The organism is Methylovirgula ligni, assembly GCF_004135935.1.
GTDB classification, from domain to species: Bacteria; Pseudomonadota; Alphaproteobacteria; order Rhizobiales; family Beijerinckiaceae; genus Methylovirgula; species Methylovirgula ligni.
In genome coordinates, this window is record NZ_CP025086.1 from 1,199,061 (window position 1) to 1,216,849 (window position 17,789).

Here is a 17,789-nt window from a genome sequence, read left to right on the forward strand (position 1 = left end):
CTGGGAGTTCGGGGTTGCCCAGCCTGTTCCGGTTCATCTTCACCATCGCCGTGCTGGCGGGGCTCGTTTACCTCGGCATGCTGGCTCTGGTGACGTTTGTGACGCCCGAACCCCACGAAATCGTCCAGACCCTGCCCGCTTCGCGGCTCAACAAATAGGGCGGCATGGCAAGAGAGCGCGGCATCGCAGCCTTTCTGGAGATGCTGGCCGCCGAGCGCGGCGCTGCCGCCAACACGCTCGAAGCCTATCGCCGCGACCTCGCCGATTATCACGGGAGCCTCGCCCGCGCCGGCAAGAGCCTGCAAAATGCCGCGACGGATGACATCAAGGCCTATCTGCGGGGGCTGAAGAGCCGTGGCTTCGCCCCGTCCTCCAGCGCCCGGCGGCTTTCGGCGATCCGGCAGTTGCATCGTTTCCTCTATGCCGAGGGTCTGCGCGGCGATGATCCCGCCGCGATTCTGGAGGGGCCGCGACGCGCGCCGAGCCTGCCCAAAATCCTGTCCGTCGAGGAGGTCGAGCGCTTGCTCGCCACCGCCCATGCCGCCGCGGCCGATGCGCCGGAAAAGTCCGCCGAGCGGCTCGACGCGCTGCGCACCGTCTGTCTGCTCGAATTGCTCTATGCGACGGGGCTGCGCGTTTCGGAGCTGGTGGCGCTGCCGAAGACGGCGGGCAAGGGCGCCGAGCCGCTGATCTACGTGCGCGGCAAAGGCGGGCGCGAGCGGCTCGTGCCCCTTTCCGAGCCGGCGCGCCGGGCCATCGCCGCCTATCGCGCGCTTCTGGAGACGCGGGGCGGCGCCGCCGGCCCCTGGCTTTTCCCCGCCGCGGCCGCTAGCGGCCATCTGAGCCGGCAGGTTTTTGCCCGTGATCTCAAGACCATAGCCGCGCGAGCCGGCATCACCACGGCGCGCGTCAGCCCGCATGTGCTGCGCCATGCCTTCGCCAGCCACCTTTTGCAGAACGGCGCCGATCTGCGCGTCGTGCAGGAATTGCTCGGCCACGCCGATATTTCGACGACGCAGATCTATACCCACGTGCTCGACGCGCGGATGAAGGCGATGGTGCGCGATCTGCACCCGCTGAACGAGGTTTAGGCTGCTGTCACGCCTGTCCAGGCGTCAAGGAAGGCGTCGGACCAGCGCGCGACCGCCATATCATGCTGAAACCAGCCTTGAAGATGCTGCTCGCGCGGGCAGGCGCCGGGCTGTTCGAGGCGGCCGCCGTTGCGCCCCATCCAGCAGCACATCATGGTGAAGGTGACCTCGGGATGGAATTGCAGCCCGTAGGCGCGGGTGCCGTAGCGGAAAGCCTGTGCCTCGAAATCCTGCCCCGAGGCGAGAAGAGCCGCCCCGGCCGGCAGTTCGAAGCCCTCGCCATGCCATTGATAGACGTGGTCGGGGAACGGGCAGTCGCAGACGTTATGGCCATCGGCGGTCGGCTGGATCGGATAATAGCCGACTTCGACCTTGCCCTCGGGATGGGCGTAGACGCGGTGGCCGAGGTGGCGGGCGAGCATCTGGGCACCGAGACAGATACCGAGAAAGGGCTTGTCCTCGGACAGCGGCACGTCGATCCAGTCGATCTCGCGCCGCAGCCAGTCATGCTCGTCATTGGCGCTCATCGGGCCGCCGAACATGATTGCACCGGTATAGTCGCGGAGCGTTTCAGGCAGCGGATCGCCGAATCGCGGGCGGCGGATGTCGAGTTCGTAGCCCCGCCCATTCAGCAGGCAGCCGAAGCGGCCGGGAGAGGAGCGTTCCTGATGCAGGACGATAAGAATCTTGCCGGAGGCCTGCTGATTCGTCGCCATAGCCAATACTATCTGCCGAGACGTTTCATTTCTCGGTGAAATGGTCGGCAAGACTAAGGCAGGAAGACAAGGCAAGAAACTAAGACAGGCTTCCCTTCGCCGCTGCCGGCGCCCAGGGGCCAGCAAATCCTGTGCCCGCCGCGATGCCGTCGGCGACCTGCTGGCGCAGCCGCAGCCGGTCCGGGCGGGAAACGCCGAGGAGATCGGCGATACGGGCGACGATGCTTTCCTCGACTTCGGTCACCGTCCCGTCGGCGAAGGCGATCTCCCACATCATGGCGATGATCTTCTGCCGGCCGTCCTGATCGAGCGCTTTCGTGAGCGCATGAGTGAAATGGTAGAAATCGACGGCCTGACGGTCCTGCACCTCGCCGAGTTCAATGAGGCGGGTCGTCGTGTCGGCGTCGAGGCCGAATCGCGTCTCGATAATGTCGCGGAGCCGGCGCTGCTCGTCGGCGGAAAAATTGCCGTCGGCGCTGGCGAGATGGACCAACAGGGCGACCGCCGCGAGCCGGAAATCATCCGGCGAAAAGCTGCGGGCCTCCGATGCGCCGGTCAGTTCGGCGACGAAATTTCTGATTTGATCGAACATCGCTTTCCCTTGGATCAGCGCAAAGGCAGGCAGGTCCAGTCGCCCTTGATCTCATGATAGAGGCGGCGCTCGGCGTGCTGCCAGTGCAGGCATTCGCGCCGCGAGGGAAAGCAGAGCTTGTCATCGTGCCAGTCGACGAAAGCCGACGGCGAATTCGGCGCATAGCGGGCGATGCCACCGGAAAAATGCCCGTACCAGACGGAGGGCCAGGACAGCAGCCGGGCGTCGCAGGCGACGCCATCGCCGAAGATCGGCGGGCGGCCGATGTCGGTGCCCGCGGCCTGCGCGCCACCGGCGCCGAAGGCGAGAAACAGAAAGGCGAAGATGAAAGCGCGGGGCATGGGATCGTTCCGGGAGGACAACCGGCAAAACTATAATCGCCCGGCGCTGGCTTGATAAGTCCCGCGTCGGCGCAAAAGACGGGGCTCGAAGATCGGCGTGTCTAATTGCGGATCGATTCGTTGCTGATCGCCGTGCGCATGAAATAATACAGCAGCACGACGCCGCAGAGGGCAAACAGCCCTTCGACGATCCGGCTTACAAGCGGCGAAAACTGCAACAGGCCGCCGAGCGCCCAGCCCGCCGCCCAGGAGGCGCCAACCATCTCCGTGCCGACAAGAATGCCGACAGCGATCAAGGTCGAGACATGCAGCCAATTGATGGAGCCACGTTCGGGCAAGGCCAAGTTCCACTCGCTGACGCCGCATTACGCGGCCCGTGGAAGGCGGCAATAAACCATCGTCTGGCGCGGGGCAAGTTCTTGCGAGCAGGCGCGCTAAAACACGGCGAGCACGTCGAAAAAGTCGAAACTTTTTCGAACAGGCTCAGGCGCTTGCTGCTCTCATCCCCCGCAGGGCTTTCGAGCCCCTAGTGCTCGGTCTTAATGCTCGATCTTGGGCGACTTGGGACCGCCATGCGAGGCATGGCCGCCCTTACGGCCGGCTTCCGACGCGAGCTGATGATTTTGCGAGAAGCTGCGTTTGGCCGGACTCACGCTCTGGCCGCCCTTGCGGCCGGCCTGCGCGGCGAGCGCCGGGTTTTGTGAGAAGCTGCGCTTTTCATGGGGCACGCTTTCGCCGCCCTTGCGTGCGATGGCGCGCTGCTTTTCCGGATCCATCGAAGCGAAACCGCGCGTCGACGTTCTGGTGGGCAGATCTGTCGTATTTGTCATGCACTTCCCTCGCTAGAAAGCTGGTTGGAAGGCAAACGCACCGTCGTGACGAAGGTTCCCGCCTGCCGATTCACATTGCGTGATGTGGCACTTTTGCCGATCCGGCGTGGCGATTGGTTCAAACCAAATGCCGGCATTAGCGTTAAATCCAGCATAATTGACTGATGTCAGAGAATTTTGCGGACGGCGCGCTATGTATGGCGCATGTGAACAAAGGGAGAGAGTCATGGCAGACCTTAAATCCGTCGAGGCGCAGGTGAGTTCAGACCTCGCCGCCGATCTTGCCGCCCTGCGCGATGATATATCGCAGCTTTCCACGTCGGTGCTGGAACTGGTGCAGCAACAGGCGGCCGCCGCCAAAACCCAGGTTTTCGGCGCCGTCGATGACGCGCGGCAAAAATTTGCGGATCAGTCCGCCGACGCGCGCGACCGCATAGGCGCGCTGACGTCCGATCTCGAAAACACCATTGAGCGCAATCCGTTTGCGGCGATCTTCGCCGGTGCGCTCGCCGGATTTTTGATCGGAATTCTGGTGCGCCCCGGCAAATGAACGAATTTCTGGCACGTCAGGCGCGCGAAATCTCGGCGCTGCTCGAAAGGGCCGCCGGCCGTGTGATCGTCAACATCGTTCTGGCGGTGTTGGCGATCATCGCGATCTTCGCCGGTCTCGCCTTTCTGACGGTCGCGCTCTACCTCAAGGTGGCGGCGCTGGCCGGGCCGTTCTATGCCGCGCTGGCGGTCGGCGGCGCATTTATCCTGTTCGCGCTCATCGCTTTGCTCATCTTGCGGCTGAGGCGTCTCTCGGGGCCTCCCGCGCCCAAGCCGAAACCGGTCGAGGCGGACCCTACACAGATTGAAGCGAAGGCGGCCGAGCGGCGCGCCGCTTTGTCCGCCAATATCGACGAGACGGTCGCGCCGATCCTCAGCGCCTTGCATGAGGCGAATATGCAGCCGGCGGAACTGGCGTTGCGCGTCGGCGTCGAACTCAGCAAGCAGACGGGACCCTTCGGCCTCATCGCCCTGGCGGTGACCGCGGGCTTCGTCGTTGCCCGCAGCATTTCCGGCAAGAAGGGCTGAGGGGCTCAGACCAAAGCAGCTTTTTGATCCGGCGGCGCCTTGCGATAGGATCTGCGATCAAAGAAGAGCGCCTGGCTGATCACGGCTTTCAAACTGTCGATGCCGAACGGCTTGGTGATGAGAAAAGCCGGTTCCGGCGGCGTGCCGGTCAGGAACCGCTCCGGATAGGCGGTGATGAAAATCACCGGCAACTCGAAGTTGCTGAGAATCTGGTTCACGGCGTCGAGGCCGGAGCTGCCGTCCGCGAGCTGGATGTCGGCGAGAATCAGGCCCGGGGGACCGGATTTCGCCGCCGCGATGGCCTCGTCGCGGGTACGGGCGATGGCGACGACACGATGGCCGAGCTCTTCCACCAGCATCTGAATATCGATGGCGATCAGCGGCTCGTCTTCGATGATCAGCACATCGGTGCGGATCTGCTTGGAAATCTCCTTGCCGGCTCGATCGATGAGGCCGGCGGCCGCTTCGCTCGAACAGTCGAGGATGTGGGCGACCTCCTCGACATTGAAATTTTCGAGCGCGCTGAGGAGGAAGGCGATGCGCGGCTCGGTCGGAATCGCCTCGAGATTGCGCTGTGCGCCTTTTTCGTCGGCGGAAAACGGTGCTTCATCGACGTAGCCATTGATGGGGGTCGATTCCCAGACCTTGAGGAAGAGCCGATAGAGGTCAACGCGCAGATCCGCTGTGTCCTCCAGAGTGCCGGGTTCAGCAACGAGGGTTTCCAAAGTTGCCAGAACATAGGCGTCGCCGCCCGCCTGCGTTCCCGTCAGCGCGCGGGAAAAGCGACGTAAGTAGGGAACATGCGCGGAAATGGCGTTCGAGACGGACATCTTTCCTCCTTAAGCACTGACGAGCTCAGGCTAGAATCTAATGTCTCAGGAGAAATTTGGTTCCAATTGAAAGGAACCTTCGCCAAAACATTACGTTATGCATCGGCGGGCGCAAGCCTGCCCAAAACTGGCTTTACAGGTAAGACGTCGCCAGCAGAAATGCATTAGCCAGTGGCGAAAGTTTGAAATTGCAACCGGGTTGTCCGCGTGGGGGCGGGACGGTCCACTGATTTGGCCGAGTTGGCACGATGGATCAGGACGAGAACCTCTACAGGGGCGCACCAGTGACAAAACCCATTGAAATCAAAACGAAAAATACAGATGCATCGACCTCGGGCCGAATTGAGAAGCTGCGTGCCAAAACGAAGGACACCAACGGTGATGCTCAATTTTCCGCCGATATCAGCGTCTTGCCCGTAGGCCGCAAGGCCAAGGGTCCGCCCAATCCCGAAATGGTCGACCTCATCGGCCACCGCTTGGCGTCCATATACAATTCGGTCGCCTCCCAGCCGGTGCCCGAGCGCTTCCTCGATCTTCTGGCGCAACTCGAAGCGGGCGAGCATGAGGCCCAAGCCGGAAAGCCGGCGAAGAAGGAGCGCAAGTGACAGGAATGCCGAGCGAAAGCGCCGGCCACAAGCCGGTTAGCGCGCAGGTCAAGGCGGAGCTGATTTCCGTCATTCCGAATCTGCGGGCCTTTGCGGTTTCTCTATGCGGCAATCCGGACCGGGCGGACGACCTCGTTCAAGAGACGCTCGTCAAGGCGTGGGGAAATCTCGATTCCTTCGTCGAGGGCACCAACCTGCCGGCCTGGCTCTTCACCATCCTGCGGAATTTCTATTATTCCGAATATCGCAAGCGCCGCCGCGAGGTTCCCGATCCCGATGGCGCGATGGCGATCAGACTTGCCACCGCGCCGGCGCAGAACGGCCATATGGACCTCTGCGATCTCCACGACGCCTTGCAGCAATTGCCGAACGACCAGCGCGAGGCGCTAATCCTTATCGGCGTCTCGGGGCTTGCCTATGAAGAAGCGGCGGAGATTTGCGGCTGTGCCGTTGGCACGATGAAGAGCCGCGTCAACCGGGCGCGTAACCGGCTCGCCAACCTCCTGTCGATCCATTCGACGAGCGAATTCGGCCATTCGGAGAATTGGCAGGCCACCGATCCCGCGACCGCCGGCCATCAATTGCCGAAGACCGGTAGCGATTAACCCGCAGGCTTGACGAAGGCCCGCAGGCTGACGCCAGCCGCGGCAAGTTCTTTTCGCACCATAGCAGCGATCGCGACGGCGCCTGGCGTATCGCCATGCACGCAGATCGAATCAATCTGCGTCGGCAGTCGCTTGCCGGATGTGGCGATCACCGCGCTTTCTTCCACCATGTCCAATACCCGCTTGGCGATGACCTGCGGATCATGCAGCACGGCGCCGTCCTGCCCGCGCGGCAGAAGCTGACCATCGTCGCTATAGCCACGATCAGCGAATATTTCGCGCGCGACAGCGAGGTCCGCCGTCGCGCCCGCACGCTCGAGTTCCGTGCCGGCAATGGCGAGAAAGACAAGCTGCGGATCGACGATCCTGGTTGCGCGCGCGATCGCCTCCGCGATCTCGCGCTCCTCGGCGGCGATATTGCTCAGGGCGCCGTGCGGTTTCACATGCGTGATCTTGTGGCCCGCATAGGCGGCGAGCGCTTGCGCCGCGCCGATCTGATAGGCAACGAGCCGCTCGATTTCCGCCGCCGAAAACGGCAGCCGCCGCCGGCCGAAACCCCAAAGGTCGGGAAAGCCCGGATGCGCGCCGACAGCGACGCCCTTTTTCTTCGCCAGCCCGAAAGTGCGGGCCATCACCTCGGGGTCGCCGCCGTGGAAGCCGCAGGCCACATTGGCGCTGGTGACGATCTCCAGCATGGCGGCGTCGTCGCCCATCACATAGGCACCGTAGCTCTCGCCGCAATCGCAATTCAGGTCGATGCTTCGCATGCGCGCATGAATGCACGCCCGCAGCGGCGGAACAAGCGGCCCGGCGCGCTCGACTTTTATGGCTCTAGCGCCGGGTGAGTTCCTTGCGCCGACGGTCGATCAGCATATTGGCGATCTTCATCCGCGCCGTTGCCTGCTCGGCAAGCCGGGGATGCAGCATCAGATCGGGATGGTTGCGGCGCGCGAAGGCACGGCGGATGCGCGCGAGGTCGTCGAGAGTTCGTGCCGACTCGAGTTCGAGTTCCGCGATGATGCGCTCTTCATCGTTCAGCGAGAGGAGAAGCGGCGGCTCTTCTTCTCCGGTTTCGTGATAGGCGGTGCGCGGGTCTTGCGGATCGCCGGCAATATCTTCAGCCGCTGCGACGAAGACGCGGAACAGCCAGTCCGGGCTCGATGCCGCCGGTGCCGCCTCGCCGAGATCGTCCGCCGCGTGCGGATCGAGCGCCAGGTCTTCGAGAATATCGCTGAAGGACGGCTGCCGGATCGGCTGCATGAGGCTCCTTGGGCATTCGCTGGCGCCGAAAGGAGCGCGGCGCATTGAATGCCGAGGTCGCTTAAGAACCGATTAACCTTAAAAGGGCGGCGATGGCCGTAACGGGACATAAAAGGTTCTCCGCCATAAGACGCGCAGGCCCTTGCCGGGCTTGAGCGCTGGAGCCCTTGTGTCGAGCACCGATACGACGACCGGATTTGCCACGGCGCAGCATTCACGCGGCCGCACACAGCGGCCGCTTCCCGCATGGCTGTTGATAGCCATCTGTTCGGGCCTCAGCGCGGTGGTTTCCGCCGCCAGCATTTCGAGCGTGTGGCGGAAGAGCACGTTCTTCGACTCCGACGATGCGATGCAGCTCGTCGAGGTGCGGGCACTTCTCAACGGCCAGAACTGGTTTGATCTCACCGCCGCCCGGCTCGATCCGCCGCAAGGCGTCTTCATGCATTGGTCGCGGTTGATCGACGCGCCACTCGCGCTTCTGATCCGGTTTTTCGAACTCTTCATGTCCGCCGGCGATGCCGAGCGGGCGACGCGCATCGTTTTTCCGCTGCTCCTGCTGACTTTGCTCTATGCCGGGGTTGCGCATTTGGCGCGCCGGCTTATCGGCGTCGAGGGCATCCTCCCCGCGCTCATCCTGGTGCTGCTCAGCGGCGCGGTCTTCGGCCAATTCCAGCCCGGCCGCATCACCCATTCGGCGGCGCAGGTCGTGCTGCTCGTTTTCATGGTCGGCAGTTTTGTCGATGCGCTCGATCAGGCCCTCGCCCGCCGCGCTGCGGTCGCGGGCGCGCTCGCCGCCGGTTCGCTCGCGATCAGCCTCGAGAATCTTCCGTTCGTCGTCGTCTTAATGGCAGCCGCTGTCCTGCTGTGGATCGGCCTTGGCGATGGCTTGCGCAAACAGATGATCGCCTTCGGTCTCGGGCTGGGCGTGACTCTGCCCATCGTCTTCTTCGCGACGATCGGCAACGCGCATTGGTCCGATGACAGTTGTGACGCCTTCTCGCGCACCTATCTTGTGCCCGGCCTTGCCGGCGCTGCCGTGCTGGTGCTGCTCGGCCTTGTATCGCCCCGGCTACCGCGATGGCCGCTAAGGCTCGCGGGTGCGGCGCTGGCGGGGGGCGCCGTGCTCGCCGCCGCCGCCGCGATCCGGCCGGGCTGTTTCGTCGATCCCTATAGCGGCATCGACCCGCTGCTGCGTGACATCTGGCTCAAGCATGTCGAAGAGGCGCTCCCGCTTGCGCGCTTTGCGCTTCTGCGGCCGATTCCGGCTCTGACGCTCTCCATGCCGATCATCCTGGGCGTGGCGGCAACCCTTGTCGCCGTCTGGCGCACGCATGGGCTCGCGCGTCTGCGTTGGGGCGTCGTCGCGGCGATGGCGAGCGCCGGTCTGCTGCTGAGCTTCTGGCAAATCCGCATGATAGCTTTCGCAACGCCGCTCGCGCTGCTGGGCGGCGCCTGGGGGATCGTGCGGCTAAAAGATTATTCGAAGACGACGCGATGGCGCGAGGCAGCTTCACTCGCCTTTCTGCTCGTGTTGCCGTTCTCCTCGATCGGCTGGGCGCTTGCCACGCCGGCTTTGGGCGCCAAAACGGCGGATAGGCGCGACGCCTGTCTGGCAACATCGGCCTTCGCCGATCTGGCGCGGCTTCCGCCGGGGCTCGTCGCCGGGCCGATCGATGCTGGTTCACACATTCTCGCGCTCACGCCGCACTCGGTGCTTGCGGCGCCTTATCATCGCGACAATCACGGCAATCGCATCGTGCTCGACGCGCTTCTCGCCAGGCCTTCGCGCGCGCACGACATTCTATCGAGCGCGAAGGTCACCTATGTCGTGCAATGCGCGGGGCTTGGCGAATTTGCAGGGCTTGCAAAGCGCGCGCCCGATTCGCTCGCCGCGCAGATCGTCGCCGGAACATTGCCGGCGTGGCTCGCACCATTGTCACACGGCGGCGCGTATCAAGTCTTTGTGATGAAGCCGTAGGCGGACTTTTAGCGGCCGAATGCCGCCGACCGTGAAAGATACGCTGCTCCAGCATATTGAAAGACGTTCTTTGCGAAATGTACTTTGCGAAATTTTCGAGAAATCAGCAGCGGTCCGCACCGCAGGACAAGATTGCCAAAGCTTAATTTGAAGGCACCAGCCGGTGGGCCTAGCTCTGCCCAATCGATTTCGAGTCGATGGGGAGATTGATCATGAAATCGCGCTTACCACTCGTTCTCGCACTTGCCGGCGTTGTCGGTGCGGGCCTCACGTCCATGGCGATTAACGCCAGCGCCGATCCGGTCGACGTAGCGCCTGCCGAGCACGCAATGCCGGAATCTTCGGATAACACCAAACTCACAGATGCCGATCGTGCGGCCTTCCTCGAAGCACGGATCGCTGCGCTTCATGCAGGGCTCACGCTGACACCGGAGCAGGAGAAGCTTTGGCCACCCTTCGAAAGCGCTTTGCGCGACACGCACAAGGTCATCGCTGCGCAACGCGCTGAGCGGCGCAACGAGCCTCGCCCTGCTGATCCGGTCGCGTGGCTACAGCGGATCGGAACGAATACGGTCGCGCGCGGCGAAGCCCTGAAAAAGCTCGCCGATGCAGCAGCGCCGCTTTATGCCGCGCTCAACGATGATCAAAAACATCGCCTGCCGTTCCTTCTGCATGCGGGGCGTTTTCATTTCATGTGCGGTCACATGTTCAACTGGCATGACGCGGTCGATCACGATGACCGCGATGGCGATTGGCATGAGGAGGACGAGCATCATCACGGAATGGAGATGGACCATGACCAGGATAGCGATGGTCCCGATAATGAAGACCACTGATTGAAATACGACCCCGTCTCCTCGCGTCAGAAGGGGATGCGGGGCCGTCTGATCGTCAGCGGTGCATTTTACTTGGCTTGTTTGGCCAGCAGATCGCGGATCTCTTCAAGCAGGACTTCCTCGCGCGTCGGCGGCGCCGCCGCTTCCTTCTTCTCTTCTTCCTTGGCGAACCGGGTGCGCAGAACATTGATGCCGCGCACGACGAGGAAGAGCACGAAGGCGACGATCAGAAAGTTCAGCACGATTGTCGCGAAATTGCCCCAGGCGAGAACCGCGCCTTCCTTCTTCGCGTCGCCCAGGACATGCGCCGTGACATTGTGCGAGAGCGGCAGGAAATAATTGGAGAAATCGAGGCCGCCGGCGATCGCGCCAATGACCGGCATGATGACGTCGTTGACGAGCGAATCGACGATTTTGCCAAAGGCCGCGCCGATGATCACACCGATGGCGAGATCGACGACATTGCCCCGCATCGCGAACTCGCGAAATTCCTTCAACACGCTCATTCTTTGACCCCCTTTTTCAAAAATCGGCCGGAGCGATCAATTGCGCTCCGGGGCGTTGACTTGGCCGTTAAAAGCCCACGCTACAAATCTAGATTCAAAATGACGGCGCATTCTTATGTACCAAACCGCACATGCTTTACATCCCCTTTGCGCCTCGTCCGGGGCGCGGGCCGGATTACCAAAGGCCGCTGAAGTGCTGCAGCGGGCCGGGGCCGTGGCCGACGCTGAGTTCATTGGCCGCTTCGAGACTTCGGCTCACATAGGCCTTGGCGGTTTCGATCGCGGCTGGCAGGTCCAGCCCCTTTGCAAGACCGGCAGCGATGGCGGAAGAGAGCGTGCAGCCCGTGCCATGCGTATTCTTCGTCGCGACGCGCGGTGCGCGGAAATGCTGATAGCCGGCGCCGTCGTAAAAGACATCGATGGTTTCGCGGCTCGGCAGATGGCCGCCTTTGACCAGTACGTTCTTGAACCCGGCTTGATGGAGCTGCGCCGCAGCAGCTTCCATCTTCGCGACCGAGGTAAGTTCCGCCGTGCCCGTGAGCTGCGCGGCTTCCCCTAGATTTGGCGTCACCAAAGTCACGAGCGGTGCGAGGCGGCGCAGGATGGCCTGGCCAAGGTCCGTTTCGGCGAGGGTTTCGCCATGCGAGGCCGCGAGCACGGGGTCGAGAACGACATGCGCCGGCCGATAGGCCGCGAGCTTTTCCGCGACCGTCTCGACATTGGCGGCTGTCGCCAGCATGCCGATCTTCACCGCCGCGATTTCGATATCGACGAAAAGCGCGTCGATCTGTGCCGCGAGAAATTCCGGCGGTTCCGGCATGAGCGCATGCACGCCCTGCGTATTCTGCGCCGTCAGAGCGGTGATCGCGGCGACGCCATAGCAACGCAGGGCGGCGAAGGTCTTGATGTCGGCGAGCACGCCGGCGCCGCCCGAGGGATCGAAGCCGGCAATGGAAAGCACGTTCGCGGTCATGTCAGGCTTCGACGGGGGCATTGCGGCGGCGAAAGAGTTTCTTGCGATGGCGGATCGGCAGGCCGATGAGATGCACCAATCCGCCGCCGATGACAAAGCCAATAATGCCGGAGATGAAGCCATCCGGCGTCGTCGGAATGGCCGGCTCATAAGCTTCGTAGGCGCGCTCGGCGATTTGCGGATCGAAGGTTTCGGCGAGCGCGACCCATTTGGCGCCGACATTCGGTGCGTCGAAGGCGGCGGCGGCATGGCGCAGCTTCGCCAGCCGGTCGATAAGATGCTGGATCTCGACGCCGCGCCCTTGTGCCAGCGGGTCGGGGTCGGATTCGAGGCGGGCGATGGCCTGCGCCTGCGTCAGGTGCTGGGCGGTGGCGTCCGTGTCGAACTGGGTGACGATGGCGGCAAGCTCGTCGATGGCGCCGCCAAGCCGCTGCTTGTATTGCTGCCAGAATTCCGGCGCCTGCGTCGCGGCCAGGCCGAAAATAAAGGCGAAGAACAGGGCAAAGCGGCCGATGATCATGCGGGCTCCGTTGGGGCGGACAGCATCGGATTTGTCCGAAAACCACTTCGCGCTTTTCGGTCCGATGCTGAACCGGACCGCATGATTATAGGGCATCGCCTGCGGGTATGCGATCAGGCCGGCATTTCGAGCAGGCCGGCCGCACCTTCGCCGGTGCCGAAGAGGAGATGGCGTCCGGTCTCGTCCCAGGCGAGCGCGGTGACCGGGTCTTGCGTTCCTGCCTCCGTCCGGCGCACCAGAATTTCGGCGCCATCGGTCATGCGGCAGAGGAGAACCCAGCCGTCCTCGTAGCCGATCGCGACGACCAGCGCCTTCGGGTGGCAGGCGACGCGCGAGACTTTCGCACGCCGCACGCCGCATTCACGCGGCTGTTTGCCCATTGGTCCGTCCTTGTCCTTGAACGGCCAGACGATGCAGGCCTCGGCGCCGGACGTCGCCAGCCAATGGCCGTCGCTGGACCAGGAGAGGGAACGGGTCTTCGCCGGGTAGCCCGACATGCGCATGTCGCGTTTGTCGGCGAGCCGCCAGCCGTGCAGCGCATTCTCCTGCATCGAAGTGACGAGAAAACGCCCGTCCGGCGAGAACGCCGTGTCGAGATGCGCGCCCTTCCAGCTGAGGACTTCGGGCGCCGCCGCGACGTTGGGAAACCAGAGCGTCGCGCCATTGTAATGGGCGATTGCAAGCCGGTAGCCCTTGGGCGCGAAGGCAAGGCCGCGTACGGAAGACAGCGCGGTGAAATTCTTCAGCGCGCCGTGCGCATCGCGGGCGAAGACCTGCTTGCCGGAGGACCAGGCGAGTGCGCCGTCGTCGCGCCCGGCGAGCGCGTCGATCCACTTGCCCTTTTCGGAATGAATTTCTTCCCGTGTGCCATCGGCGGCGAGTGCGACGATGCGGCCGTCGTCACCGCCGGTGAGAAGCCTTTTGCCGGCGAGCGCCGCGACGAGAATAGCGCCGTCTTCATGCAGCGGGATGCGCGTATCGCCGCCCGCGCCATGCCACAGGGCCGTGCCGTCGCCGAGCGCCAGCACCGCGACCGGCCCGAGAAAGGCCGCCGCGGTGACATGCGCGTCGGCGGCGAGCGGCGTCACGCGCTCGGTAAGGGAGGTTGCCGTCTCGGCCATTATGCGGCGCAGGCCAGAAAGCCCTGACGGATTTCGTCTTCCTTCAAATGCCGGCCGATGAAGACGACGCGGCTTGTTCGCTTTTCGTCCGGCCGCCATTCGCGCTGCACGTCGCCATCGAGCATCATATGCACGCCCTGAAAGACGAAGCGCTTGGGTTCGTTCTTGAAGGCGAGGATGCCTTTGGAACGCAGGATCGAAGGCCCTTCCTTCTGGATGTAATCGTTGAGCCAGGGCAGGAATTTCTCGGGATCGACATCGCCGTCGAGGGACAAGGCGACCGATTGCATCTCCTCGTCGTGATAATGCTTGAGGCCGTGCTTGTGCTCATGGCTCTCGTGGTTCGCGTGGTCATGATCGTGGGCGTGGTGCTCATGCTCATGATGTTCATGATCATGGTCGTGACCGTGATGATGATCGTGGCCGTGATGGTGATGGTCGTCCTCGTCCTCGGTTTCGAGGAAGGACGGCTCGATTTCGAGGATGCGGTCGAGATCGAAGGCGTTGCGGCCGAGCACGGCGTCGAGCGGCACGGCGCAGTTCACCGTCCGGTGCAGTTTGGCATAGGGGTTGATAGCGCGGATGCGCGCCTCCACCTCGGCCAGTTCGTCCTTGCTCACGGTATCGGATTTGTTGAGCAGGATGACATCGGCGAAGGCGATCTGGTTCTTGGCCTCCGGCGCGTCCTTCAGACGCTCGGACAGCCATTTGGCGTCGGCGACGGTGACGACGGCATCGAGACGCGCTGCCTCCTGCACATCGGCATCGACGAAGAAGGTCTGTGCCACGGGGGCGGGATCGGCGAGGCCGGTCGTCTCGACGATGATGGCGTCGAACTTGCCCTTGCGCTTCATCAGCCCCTCGATGATGCGGATCAGATCGCCGCGCACCGTGCAGCAGATGCAGCCATTGTTCATCTCGAAGATTTCCTCGTCGGCGCCGACGACGAGGTCGTTGTCGATGCCGATCTCCCCGAATTCATTGACGATGACGGCGAATTTCTTGCCGTGCGGCTCGCTCAGGATGCGGTTGAGCAGCGTCGTCTTGCCGGCGCCGAGATAGCCGGTGAGCACGGTGACGGGAATTTTTTCGGCCATGCCAAACTCCGGGAGGGATTGATCTTGCAGACAAGAGCGGCCGGACTCTAGCTCGCATCGTGGCGAGAATAGGGGTCAGGCCGTCTGCCAGGCGCGGATCTGGCTAGGCGCCGTGGCGAGGAGATAGATAAGCGTGCTGAGCGCGGTTATCCAGAAGCTCGTCGGCCAATCGGTATAATAGGCGAGGGTGATCCCGCCCCAGGCTTCCACAAGCGCCAGTCCCGCCGAGAGCAGGACGCCGGCAGCGACGCCGTTGACCAGCTTTTGGGCCGCCGCCGCCGGTCCGACCATCAGGGCGAAGACCAGCAGGACGCCGACGATCTGAGCGCATTCGGCCGTCGCCAAAGCGACGATGGCGAGGAAGATCACGCCATAAAGTTGCAGCGAGACGCCCTTGGCCTCCGCGAGTTCGGGTTGGAGACTGGCGAACAGCAGCGGCCGCGAGATGACCGCGAGCGTACCGAGGCAGACGGCGCCGAGCCCGAGCAGGATGACGACCGTCCCCGGATCGACCGCGAGCACGTTGCCGAAGAGCAGCGCCGTCGCATGGGTCGCGAAACTGGTGAAAAAGTGCAGGAAGAGAAGGCCGAGCGCCAGCGCGAAGGCGAGCACAAGGCCGATCGCGACATCCCGCTGCGCCAGCCGTTCGCCCATAAATCCCATCAGAACACCGGCGACCACTGTCATCGTGACGAGACCCCAGAGGGGAGACGCGCCGATGAGGACGGCGCCCGTCGCCCCGGTGAAGCCGACATGGGCGAGCGCATGGCCGGCGAAGGTCTGCCCGCGCAGCACGAGAAAATAGCCGACGATGCCGGAAACGATGGCGACGACGGTCGCGGCGGCGAAGGCGTTGCGCATGAAATCATATTCAAACATGCGACGACTCTTCGCGCGCGTGTGCATGGGTATGATCGTCATGGGAGTGGCCGTGCGCATGGCCATGTTCATGCCGATGCGCGTCGGCCTCGACATCGTGGCTGCCGGACATCACGAAAATGCGGCCCTGCACCTGGATGACGTCGATGGGCGAGCCATAGAGCTTGGAGAGGACCGGCGGCGTAATCACCTCCGCGACTGGGCCGAGCGCCGCTTGGCCGCTGCCGAGATAGAGCACCTGATCGATGGCATTGAGCAGCGGATTCAATTCATGTGCGCTGAACAGAACGGTAATGGCGAACTCGTGCTGCAGTTTCTTCACCAATTCAACGACTTCCCCCTGACGGCGGGGGTCGAGGCTGATCAACGGCTCGTCGAGAAGCAGCAATTTGGGGTCGCCGATGAGTGCCTGCGCCAGCAGCAGGCGCTGGCGCTCGCCGCCGGAGAGTTCACCGAGCGGCCGCGGGGCAAGCTTTTCAGCGCCGACACGCGCGAGCGCTTGCTGCACCTCGGCGCGGGCGGCGGGGCTCAGGATCGGCAGGCCGAGGCGATAGCCATCGGCGACGCTGGCGACGAAATCCCAGCCGCTGATCTGTAGCGTCGTCATATTACCCGCCGTCTGCGGGCGATAGCCGATTTTCGGATTGCCGCGCGTCGCCGGCTCGCCGAGCACGCGTAGCGTGCCCGACTTTGGCGCCAGCAGGCCAAGGATGGCCCGCATCAATGTGGTCTTGCCGGAACCATTCGGCCCCAGAACGCCGATGAATTGGCCGGCGGGAATGTCCAGGCTGATGTTCGCCAGGATGGTGCGCCCGCCGAGGGCCAGGGTCACATCGCGCAGCTCGATGGCGTTCATGAACCTCTACTTTGCCAGAGCGTGATCGACCGCATCGAGCTCGTTCGACATCCATTGCTGATAGGCGACGCCGAGCGGTTCGGTCTCGGTCGCGCCGATGACAGGCACGCCCGATTGCTTCGCCAGTTTCTCCATCCGCTCGGCGATCGGGTCCGATGCCTGACTGTTATATACTAACAAGACAACTTTGTGGTTTTTCAGATCGTCCTCGAAGCCCGCGACATCCGAGGCGCTCGGCTCGGTATTGTTCATGACCGCGATCTGGAAGCCCTGGTTGCGGCTCGTCAGCCCGAGCGCGTCGAGCATGTAGCCGAAGACGGGTTCTGTCGCGGTGACAGCGCGGCCAGCGAGACGGGCATGCAGTTCAGCGATTTTGGCGCGGATCGGCTTCAGCGAGTCCTCGAATTGCGCCAGACGGGCGGTGTAATCGGCCTTATGCGCCGGGTCGATCGCGCCGAGATCGGCGGTGAACGCCTTGGCGAAGGCGGTGACGGTATCGATGTCGTACCAGATATGCGGGTTATCGCCGGACTTCTTGCCCGCGAGGTCGGCCACGACGATCACCTTGCGGTCGGGGCTCTTGGCGGCGGCGAGCAGTTTCTGCACCCAGGGGTCGTAATCGGCGCCGCTGGCGATAACGATTTTCGCCCCGGAGATGGCGCGTGCGACCGAAGGGCTCGCCTCGAAAAGATGCGGGTCCTCGTCGGGATTGCTGAGGATGCTCGTGACGGCCACATCGCCGCCGCCGATCTGCTTGGCGACATTGCCGTAGAAATTTTCCGCGGCGACGACCGGAACCGGCGCGGCCTGCGCCAGCGCCGATGTCAGCGCCAGGCCGGCGACTGCGAGAAGGAACGAGAGCTTTCTGCGATGCGCCGTGATCGCGCGGGGGAACGACATATGGGGAACCTCATGTGGACGGAACGGGTTATGTAATAATATAACGTTTATGGCAATCTTCGGGCGGCGCCGCCATCACGATCGCGTTATGGCCGCCCGGATTTGCTGCCCCGCTGCGTGCGCAAAGACCCCTGCCGAGAACGCCTGATAAGACTTTTTATCGCCCGAGTTTTCCG

24 protein-coding genes are annotated in these 17,789 nt (G+C 63.3%); 8 read left to right on the forward strand and 16 right to left on the reverse strand.

All coding sequences use genetic code 11. The features are described from left to right. Positions 1-14: 14 nt before the first annotated feature. Together CWB41_RS05805 and CWB41_RS05810 are read left to right on the forward strand one after the other, a co-directional pair. Entirely contained in the window at positions 15-158 is a 144-nt protein-coding gene (locus CWB41_RS05805) for a histidine kinase (protein WP_115835498.1), read from the forward strand. A gap of 6 nt (positions 159-164) precedes the next feature. Beyond that, entirely contained in the window at positions 165-1,091 is a 927-nt protein-coding gene (locus CWB41_RS05810; RefSeq protein WP_115835157.1) for a site-specific tyrosine recombinase XerD, read from the forward strand. On the opposite strand, the gene CWB41_RS05815 is transcribed toward CWB41_RS05810, so the two are convergent. The 5 genes from CWB41_RS05815 to CWB41_RS05835 all read right to left on the reverse strand — a co-directional run bounded on the left by CWB41_RS05815 (position 1,088) and on the right by CWB41_RS05835 (position 3,570). Beyond that, positions 1,088-1,807: a glutamine amidotransferase gene (locus CWB41_RS05815; protein WP_115835156.1), complete on the reverse strand. Its 720-nt coding sequence runs from the start codon at positions 1,805-1,807 to the stop codon at positions 1,088-1,090. The two genes, CWB41_RS05810 and CWB41_RS05815, sit on opposite strands and share 4 nt — an antisense overlap. A 79-nt stretch (positions 1,808-1,886) precedes the next feature. Further along, positions 1,887-2,399, reverse strand: coding sequence for a tellurite resistance TerB family protein (locus CWB41_RS05820; protein ID WP_115835155.1), 513 nt, complete (start codon positions 2,397-2,399; stop codon positions 1,887-1,889). 14 nt (positions 2,400-2,413) lie between these two features. Beyond that, complete coding sequence (locus CWB41_RS05825; protein WP_115835154.1) at positions 2,414-2,740, reverse strand: hypothetical protein; 327 nt, start codon at positions 2,738-2,740, stop codon at positions 2,414-2,416. A gap of 101 nt (positions 2,741-2,841) precedes the next feature. After that, positions 2,842-3,078 (reverse strand): hypothetical protein, encoded by a 237-nt coding sequence (locus CWB41_RS05830; protein ID WP_425373443.1) that lies wholly within the window; start codon positions 3,076-3,078, stop codon positions 2,842-2,844. Positions 3,079-3,279: 201 nt separating this feature from the next. Continuing rightward, positions 3,280-3,570 carry a con-10 family general stress protein gene (locus CWB41_RS05835; protein WP_207206632.1) on the reverse strand — a complete coding sequence of 97 codons (291 nt, stop codon included), beginning with the start codon at positions 3,568-3,570 and terminating at the stop codon, positions 3,280-3,282. A gap of 226 nt (positions 3,571-3,796) precedes the next feature. Between CWB41_RS05835 and CWB41_RS05840 the strand changes: the two genes are divergently transcribed. Both CWB41_RS05840 and CWB41_RS05845 read left to right on the forward strand, forming a co-directional pair. Continuing rightward, complete coding sequence (locus CWB41_RS05840) at positions 3,797-4,120, forward strand: ElaB/YgaM/YqjD family protein (RefSeq protein ID WP_115835153.1); 324 nt, start codon at positions 3,797-3,799, stop codon at positions 4,118-4,120. Next, entirely contained in the window at positions 4,117-4,647 is a 531-nt protein-coding gene (locus CWB41_RS05845; protein WP_115835152.1) for a hypothetical protein, read from the forward strand. The genes CWB41_RS05840 and CWB41_RS05845 overlap by 4 nt, the downstream gene beginning before the upstream one ends. 5 nt (positions 4,648-4,652) lie before the next feature. Here CWB41_RS05845 and CWB41_RS05850 read toward each other — a convergent pair whose 3' ends face one another. Next, positions 4,653-5,477: a response regulator gene (locus tag CWB41_RS05850; protein ID WP_115835151.1), complete on the reverse strand. Its 825-nt coding sequence runs from the start codon at positions 5,475-5,477 to the stop codon at positions 4,653-4,655. Positions 5,478-5,725: 248 nt separating this feature from the next. On the opposite strand from CWB41_RS05850, the gene CWB41_RS05855 reads away from it, so the two are divergent. Beyond that, positions 5,726-6,082 (forward strand): NepR family anti-sigma factor, encoded by a 357-nt coding sequence (locus tag CWB41_RS05855; RefSeq protein ID WP_115835150.1) that lies wholly within the window; start codon positions 5,726-5,728, stop codon positions 6,080-6,082. Positions 6,083-6,087: 5 nt separating this feature from the next. Continuing rightward, complete coding sequence (locus tag CWB41_RS05860; protein ID WP_115835149.1) at positions 6,088-6,687, forward strand: sigma-70 family RNA polymerase sigma factor; 600 nt, start codon at positions 6,088-6,090, stop codon at positions 6,685-6,687. Here the strand turns inward: CWB41_RS05860 and CWB41_RS05865 are convergent. Together CWB41_RS05865 and CWB41_RS05870 are read right to left on the reverse strand one after the other, a co-directional pair. Beyond that, positions 6,684-7,454: a LamB/YcsF family protein gene (locus CWB41_RS05865; RefSeq protein ID WP_115835148.1), complete on the reverse strand. Its 771-nt coding sequence runs from the start codon at positions 7,452-7,454 to the stop codon at positions 6,684-6,686. The two genes, CWB41_RS05860 and CWB41_RS05865, sit on opposite strands and share 4 nt — an antisense overlap. 64 nt (positions 7,455-7,518) lie before the next feature. Further along, a complete protein-coding gene (locus CWB41_RS05870; RefSeq protein ID WP_115835147.1) occupies positions 7,519-7,947 on the reverse strand; it encodes a hypothetical protein in 429 nt (142 codons plus the stop codon). 169 nt (positions 7,948-8,116) lie between these two features. Here CWB41_RS05870 and CWB41_RS05875 point away from each other — a divergent pair, with 169 nt between their 5' ends. Both CWB41_RS05875 and CWB41_RS05880 read left to right on the forward strand, forming a co-directional pair. Continuing rightward, positions 8,117-9,925, forward strand: a complete 1,809-nt coding sequence (locus CWB41_RS05875) for a hypothetical protein (RefSeq protein ID WP_115835146.1) — start codon at positions 8,117-8,119, stop codon at positions 9,923-9,925. Positions 9,926-10,137: 212 nt separating this feature from the next. After that, complete coding sequence (locus CWB41_RS05880; protein WP_245411131.1) at positions 10,138-10,761, forward strand: Spy/CpxP family protein refolding chaperone; 624 nt, start codon at positions 10,138-10,140, stop codon at positions 10,759-10,761. Between the two features lie 68 nt (positions 10,762-10,829). Here the strand turns inward: CWB41_RS05880 and mscL are convergent, their stop codons facing one another. The 8 genes from mscL to CWB41_RS05920 form a co-directional block, all read right to left on the reverse strand. Further along, complete coding sequence (gene mscL, locus CWB41_RS05885; RefSeq protein WP_115835144.1) at positions 10,830-11,267, reverse strand: large conductance mechanosensitive channel protein MscL; 438 nt, start codon at positions 11,265-11,267, stop codon at positions 10,830-10,832. Between the two features lie 175 nt (positions 11,268-11,442). Further along, positions 11,443-12,240 carry a bifunctional hydroxymethylpyrimidine kinase/phosphomethylpyrimidine kinase gene (gene thiD / locus CWB41_RS05890; RefSeq protein ID WP_115835143.1) on the reverse strand — a complete coding sequence of 266 codons (798 nt, stop codon included), beginning with the start codon at positions 12,238-12,240 and terminating at the stop codon, positions 11,443-11,445. A gap of 1 nt (position 12,241) precedes the next feature. Continuing rightward, entirely contained in the window at positions 12,242-12,760 is a 519-nt protein-coding gene (locus CWB41_RS05895) for a DUF2937 family protein (protein ID WP_165204040.1), read from the reverse strand. Between the two features lie 113 nt (positions 12,761-12,873). Beyond that, complete coding sequence (locus CWB41_RS05900) at positions 12,874-13,881, reverse strand: WD40 repeat domain-containing protein (RefSeq protein ID WP_115835141.1); 1,008 nt, start codon at positions 13,879-13,881, stop codon at positions 12,874-12,876. Further along, positions 13,881-14,978, reverse strand: coding sequence for a CobW family GTP-binding protein (locus CWB41_RS05905; protein WP_115835140.1), 1,098 nt, complete (start codon positions 14,976-14,978; stop codon positions 13,881-13,883). The genes CWB41_RS05900 and CWB41_RS05905 overlap by 1 nt, the downstream gene beginning before the upstream one ends. A gap of 75 nt (positions 14,979-15,053) precedes the next feature. Next, positions 15,054-15,857, reverse strand: a complete 804-nt coding sequence (locus tag CWB41_RS05910) for a metal ABC transporter permease (protein ID WP_115835139.1) — start codon at positions 15,855-15,857, stop codon at positions 15,054-15,056. Continuing rightward, positions 15,850-16,713: a metal ABC transporter ATP-binding protein gene (locus CWB41_RS05915; protein WP_115835138.1), complete on the reverse strand. Its 864-nt coding sequence runs from the start codon at positions 16,711-16,713 to the stop codon at positions 15,850-15,852. Before CWB41_RS05915 ends, CWB41_RS05910 begins: the two co-directional genes overlap by 8 nt. Positions 16,714-16,719: 6 nt before the next feature. Next, on the reverse strand, positions 16,720-17,613 hold the full coding sequence (locus CWB41_RS05920) for a metal ABC transporter solute-binding protein, Zn/Mn family (RefSeq protein ID WP_115835137.1): 894 nt from the start codon (positions 17,611-17,613) through the stop codon (positions 16,720-16,722). Positions 17,614-17,789: the final 176 nt, after the last annotated feature.